Origin of the sequence: Streptomyces coryli, from assembly GCF_011044975.1 — a bacterium.
Classification (GTDB): domain Bacteria; phylum Actinomycetota; class Actinomycetes; order Streptomycetales; family Streptomycetaceae; genus Streptomyces; species Streptomyces coryli.
The window spans coordinates 1-5,347 of sequence record NZ_JAAKZV010000379.1 but is presented as its reverse complement, the minus strand read 5'-3'; the positions used below and the strand labels follow the sequence as shown (position 1 = coordinate 5,347).

At 72.7% G+C, this 5,347-nt stretch carries 6 protein-coding genes; 5 read left to right on the top strand and 1 reads right to left on the bottom strand.

What is annotated here, in order from left to right; translation table 11 throughout:
- The 3 genes from G5C51_RS39635 to G5C51_RS39625 all read left to right on the top strand — a co-directional run.
- A partial coding sequence (locus G5C51_RS39635; protein ID WP_165245403.1) for a vWA domain-containing protein occupies nt 1–801 on the top strand: 801 nt, incomplete at its 5' end.
- A gap of 7 nt (nt 802–808) precedes the next feature.
- A complete protein-coding gene (locus G5C51_RS39630; RefSeq protein ID WP_165245401.1) occupies nt 809–1,456 on the top strand; it encodes an SRPBCC family protein in 648 nt (215 codons plus the stop codon).
- Between the two features lie 55 nt (nt 1,457–1,511).
- Complete coding sequence (locus G5C51_RS39625) at nt 1,512–2,369, top strand: alpha/beta fold hydrolase (protein WP_206314819.1); 858 nt, start codon at nt 1,512–1,514, stop codon at nt 2,367–2,369.
- A gap of 62 nt (nt 2,370–2,431) precedes the next feature.
- On the opposite strand, the gene G5C51_RS39620 is transcribed toward G5C51_RS39625, so the two are convergent.
- The gene (locus G5C51_RS39620; RefSeq protein WP_165245399.1) at nt 2,432–2,908 is read right to left on the bottom strand and encodes a Dps family protein; all 477 of its coding nucleotides are present in this window, start codon (nt 2,906–2,908) and stop codon (nt 2,432–2,434) included.
- 224 nt (nt 2,909–3,132) lie between these two features.
- Here G5C51_RS39620 and G5C51_RS39615 point away from each other — a divergent pair, with 224 nt between their 5' ends.
- Together G5C51_RS39615 and G5C51_RS39610 are read left to right on the top strand one after the other, a co-directional pair.
- Nucleotides 3,133–4,971 carry an ABC transporter ATP-binding protein gene (locus G5C51_RS39615; RefSeq protein WP_165245397.1) on the top strand — a complete coding sequence of 613 codons (1,839 nt, stop codon included), beginning with the start codon at nt 3,133–3,135 and terminating at the stop codon, nt 4,969–4,971.
- Nucleotides 4,972–5,106: 135 nt separating this feature from the next.
- A partial coding sequence (locus G5C51_RS39610; RefSeq protein WP_165245395.1) for a TetR family transcriptional regulator occupies nt 5,107–5,347 on the top strand: 241 nt, incomplete at its 3' end.

Below are 5,347 nucleotides of genomic sequence, written 5' to 3'. Positions count from 1 at the left end.
CCCGAGGCCCCATCGGACGCGCCCCTCCCCGCCCTCGCCAGCCGCGCCGAAGTCCTCCGCCACCGCGACGTCGCCTCGCTGTCCCCCGCCGAGCGCGCGGAGGTCAACCGCCTTCTTGCCGCCCTCTCGCTCCGCGGCCCCGACCGCCGCACCGCCCGCCGCCGCGCCTCCCACCGCGGCCCGGTCGACCCGCACCGCACCGCCCGCGAGACCCTCCGCCGCGGCGGCGAACCGGCGCTGCTCCGCCGCCGCACCCGCGCCGCCAAGCCCCGCCGCGTCATCCTCCTCGCCGACGTCAGCGGCTCGATGACCCCGTACGCGGACGCCTTCCTCCGCTTCGCGCACGCGGCGACCCGCAGCCGCGCGACCCCCACCGAGGCCTTCACCATCGGCACCCGCCTGACCCGCGTCACCCGCCAGCTGACCCACCCCGACCCGGATACGGCCCTGCGCGCCGCGGCCGCCGCGATCCCCGACTTCAGCGGCGGGACCCGGCTGGGCGAGACGATCGCCGAGTTCCTGGACCGCTGGGGCCGCCGCGGCCTGGCCCGCGGCGCGGTCGCCGTGGTCCTCTCCGACGGCTGGGAGCGCGGCGACCCGGCCCACCTCGCCGCGCAGATGCGCGCCCTGCACCGGCTGGCCCACCGCGTCATCTGGGCCAACCCGCTCAAATCCCGCCCCGGTTACGCCCCCCTCGCAGCCGGCATGGCCGCCGCGCTGCCGAGCGTCGACGCGTTCACCGAAGGCCACAGCCTGGCCGCCCTCGAGGAGCTGGCGGCCGTCGTACGAGAACGGAGCTGACCACACCATGGAGCTGCACCACGAGTTCAACGTCCCGGTCGCCATCGACCAGGCCTGGGCCATCCTCAGCGACGTCGAACGCGTCGCCCCCTGCCTCCCGGGCGCCGGCATCGAGGACTACGACGGCGAGACGGTCAAGGGCGGCGTGAAGGTCAAGGTCGGCCCGGTCACCGTCACGTACCGCGGCACGGCCACCTTCGAGGAGCGCGACGAGAAGACCCGTCGCATGGTGCTGGTCGCCAACGGCCGCGAGATCCGCGGCCACGGCACCGCGCGCGCCCGGGTGACGTCCACGCTGGCGTTCCTGGAGAACGGCGTCACCTCGGTGGCCGTCGACACGGACCTGAAGATCACCGGCCGCCCCGCCCAGTTCGGCCGCGGGATGATGGAGGAGGTGGGCGAGCGCCTCATCGGCCAGTTCGCCGACTGCCTGTCCGCGGAGCTCGCCGACCCCGCGACGAAGGCGCAGGGCCGTACCGAACACGCCGAGGCCGAGCCGATCGACGCGCTCCGCACGGCCGGCGTCCCGGTCGCCAAGCGCATGGGCGCGGCGGTTGCGGCGCTGACGCTGGCCGCGATAGCGGTGGGCGTGCTGCGCCGGGCCAGGCGGGCGCGGCGGCGGCAGGCGTCGCGGTGGGCGTTCCGGAGGCGGTGACGCTGTCGGACCCGGCACGTAGGGTCGCTCCCAACCAACGAACGGGGAGACGGCCTTGAACAGCGAGCAACTGCTGCACGTGAACGGGATCGACCTCTGCGCCCAGACCTTCGGCGACTCCGCCGCCCCCGCGCTGCTGCTGATCGGCGGCGCCGAGGCGTCGATGGACTGGTGGGACGACGAGCTGTGCGAGCGGCTCGCCGCGGGCGGGCGGTATGTGATCCGCTACGACACCCGCGACACCGGCCGCTCCACGACCTTCCCGCCGGGCGCGCCGCCGTACGCGGGCGAGGCGCTGGTCGCCGACGCCGTCGGCCTGCTCGACGCGCTCGGCATCGAGGCCGCGCACATCGTCGGCATCTCGGCGGGCGCCGGCGTCGCCCAGCACCTGGCCGTGCACCACCAGGACCGGCTGCTCTCGCTGACGCTCATCTCCACCACCCCGAACGGCCCCGGCGGCGCGGGCGACCCGGAGCTGCCGCCGATGAGCGAGAAGCTGCAGAAGATGTTCGCCGAGGGCGGCGACGAGGGACCCGACTGGTCCGACCGCGAGTCGGTCATCGCGTACTTCATCAAGGGCGAGCGCGGCTTCGCGGGCAGCATCCCCGTCGACGAGGAGCGGCTGCGCCGCATCGTCACCCGCGCCTTCGACCGCAGCCCGTCCCTGGCCTCGGCGCAGAACCACTGGCAGCTGGAGGGCGGCGAGCCGATCCGGCACCTGCTCGGCGGCATCACCGTGCCGACGCTGATCCTGCACGGCACCGAGGACCCGCTGTTCCCGTACGGCCACGGCGAGGCGCTGGCCCGGGAGATCCCGGGGGCGCGGCTGGTCCCGCTGAAGGGCATGGGCCACCAGATGCCGCCGCCGGAAGTCTGGTCCACCGTGACGACGGAGATCCTGCGGCACGGGTAGCGACGGCGACAGGCGCCGCTGAAGACTCAGCGGCGCCTGTCGGTCGGTCGTACGGGCTGCGGTCAGCCGCGGCCGCCGATGCGGTGCGACCGGAAGAACCAGGCCTGCTTCTCGAGATCGCCGGTGATCCCGATGAAGAGGTCCTGCGAGACCGGGTCCGCCGTCTCGGTGTCCGCGATGCGCTCGCGCATCCGCGCGGCGGTCTGGCCCAGCAGGTCGGAGAAGTCGTCGATCACCTTCTGGTCGGAGAGCTCACCGGGACCGACGTCCGGGCCCTGCCGCGAGCCGGAGAGCGTCGAGGCCCGTCCGTCCGGGGCCTGCCCCAGCGCGGCGGCGCGCTCGGCGACGGTGTCGGCGTGCTCGCGGGCCAGCTCCACCACCTCGTCGAGCTGCAGGTGCAGCTCGCGGAAGAGCGGACCGCTGACGTTCCAGTGGGCCTGCTTGGCCTGCAGCGAAAGGTCGAGGAGATCCACCAGCGCGCTCTGCAGAGCGTCACCGGTGACGTCGAGGTCCTTGCCCTCGAGGATGGTCGTGCGCATCGTCGGCGCCTCCTTCTTCACGTCCTGTCTTATGGATCCCATCCTACCTTAGACTTTGTCTAAGTTCCTGTTGAGCGTCGACCGGGCGTCCGGTTCTGAGCGCTCGCACGGAAAACACTTGGACTGCGATCGCGCCATCGCGGGAGAATCTTCGCTTCCCAGCCCCGCCTCACGCGTCGCCACGCGCTGCGCTGCGGGCTGCCCCACGACCTCTCCGAGGTGGAATGAAATCTCCTGAACCGCACAAAATCCGGCCGGGGAAAGGCTCGGTCGTCCTCGCTCTGCGCTTTTACGGGCGGGAGCTCTTACGCCTCCGCCTGCTGACCCTGCCCGGCATGCTGCTCCCCGCCGTGGGCAACATCGGGCTCAACTACATCGCGCCCCTGGTCGTCGCGAAGCTCGTCGGCCGGATCGCCGATGACGGCGATACCGGCCTGGACACCGCACTCCCGTACCTCCTCGCCTTCGCCGGCGTCCTGCTGCTCGCCGAGACCATGTGGCGGATCGGCCTGCACTGCCTCAACCGCCTCGCCGCCCGGGGCATGGAGCAGCTGTATGTGACCGGCATGGACGAGCTGTTCGCCAAGGACGCCGCGTTCTTCCACGACAACTTCGCCGGCTCGCTGACCAAGCGGGTGCTGAGCTTCGCCTCCCGCTTCGAGGCCTTCGTGGACGCGCTGACCTTCAACGTCATCGCCAATCTGGTGCCCCTGATCTTCGGCTCGGTGGTGCTGTGGCAGTACGAGCCGCTGCTGGTCATCGTGCTGCTGGCGATGGTCTCCGTGACCGCGCTCATCGTCTATCCGCTCATCCGCCGCCGCCAGGCCCTGGTCGACCAGCGCGAGGAGGCCATCGCGCGGGTCGCCGGACATGTCGCGGACAGCCTGATGAACATGGACACGGTCCGGGCGTTCGCCGCCGAGGACCGCGAGGCGGCCGAGCACCGCTCGCGGGTCGCGCACTCGCGGCGGCTGACGCTGCGCTCCTGGGACTACGGCAACCTGCGCATCGACACCATCGTCGCGCCGATGGCCGTGCTCACCAACGTGCTCGGGCTGCTGGTGGCGGTCGCGCTCGGCGCGGGCGGGCACGGGGTGGAGGCGGTCGTGGTCGCCTTCACCTACTTCTCCAACGCCACCCGGATCATGTTCGAGTTCAACCAGATCTACCGCCGCCTCGAGAGCTCGATGACGGAGGCGGCCCAGTTCACCGACCTGCTGCGGGAGCCGCCGACCGTGCTCGACCCGGCGGACCCGCTGCCGCTGACCGGCCGGCCCGCCGCGGTCCGCTTCGACCGGGTGCACTTCACCCACGGCGGCGGCAACCCGCTCTTTACGGGACTCGACCTGGACGTCCCCAGCGGCACCAAGGTCGGCCTGGTCGGCCGCTCCGGCGGCGGCAAGACCACGCTCGCCCGGCTGCTGCTGCGGATGAAGGACATCCACGGGGGCCGGATCCTGATCGGCGGCCAGGACATCAGCGCGCTGCGGCAGGCGGATCTGCGCAGCCTGATCTCGTACGTGCCGCAGGATCCAGCCATGTTCCACCGCACCCTGCGGGAGAACATCGCGTTCGCCCGGCCGGACGCCACCGAGGCGGAGATCCGGCAGGCGGCCGAGGCGGCGCATGTCCCGGAGTTCGCCGACGCGCTGCCCGACGGCTTCGAGACGATGGTCGGCGAACGCGGCGTGAAGCTGTCCGGCGGCCAGCGCCAGCGGGTCGCCCTGGCCCGGGCGATCCTGCGGGACGCACCGCTGCTGCTGCTCGACGAGGCGACCAGCGCGCTGGACTCCGAAAGCGAGGTGCTGGTGCAGGAGGCGCTGTGGCGGCTGATGGACGGGCGGACCGCGCTGGTGGTCGCGCACCGGCTGAGCACGGTCGCGGGCATGGACCGGCTGGTGGTGCTGGACCGGGGCCGGATCGTGGAACAGGGCTCGCATCAGGAGCTGCTGGCCGCCGACGGCGCCTACGCGAAGCTGTGGCAGCACCAGTCGGGCGGATTCCTGGATGAGGGCGCGACGGAGGGCGCTGACGCGGCCGAGTCGACGGTGCCGTCCGGCTAGACCCGCTTGCCCTCCGGCGGCTTCCGCCGGAGGGCTCCGGCGCGGCCGGAGGGACCGCGACGTCTCGACGATGGCGGGAACCGTCGACCATCCGGATGTTCTCATCATCCGGATGGTCGCTGTATCCTGATGCGCATGGTGCGACTGACCCGGGCCCAGCAGCAGGAGCGCACGCGTGCCGCGGTGCTGACGGCGGCGCGGGCGGAGTTCGCCGAGCGGGGCTATGCCGCGGCGAAGGTCGACGGGATCGCCGAGCGGGCGGAGCTGACCCGCGGCGCGGTGTACTCGAACTTCCCGAGCAAGCGCGCCCTCTATCTGGCGATGCTGGCCGACACCGCCGGGCACGCCGCCGCGGACACCGCCCCCACCTCCCCGC

What these genes read in the sequence shown, in the direction of transcription:
- G5C51_RS39630 (WP_165245401.1), top strand. Translation starts at nt 809, where the DNA reads ATGGAGCTGCACCACGAGTTCAACGTCCCGGTCGCCATCGACCAGGCC.
- G5C51_RS39620 (WP_165245399.1), bottom strand. Translation starts at nt 2,908, where the DNA reads ATGCGCACGACCATCCTCGAGGGCAAGGACCTCGACGTCACCGGTGAC.
- G5C51_RS39615 (WP_165245397.1), top strand. Translation starts at nt 3,133, where the DNA reads ATGAAATCTCCTGAACCGCACAAAATCCGGCCGGGGAAAGGCTCGGTC.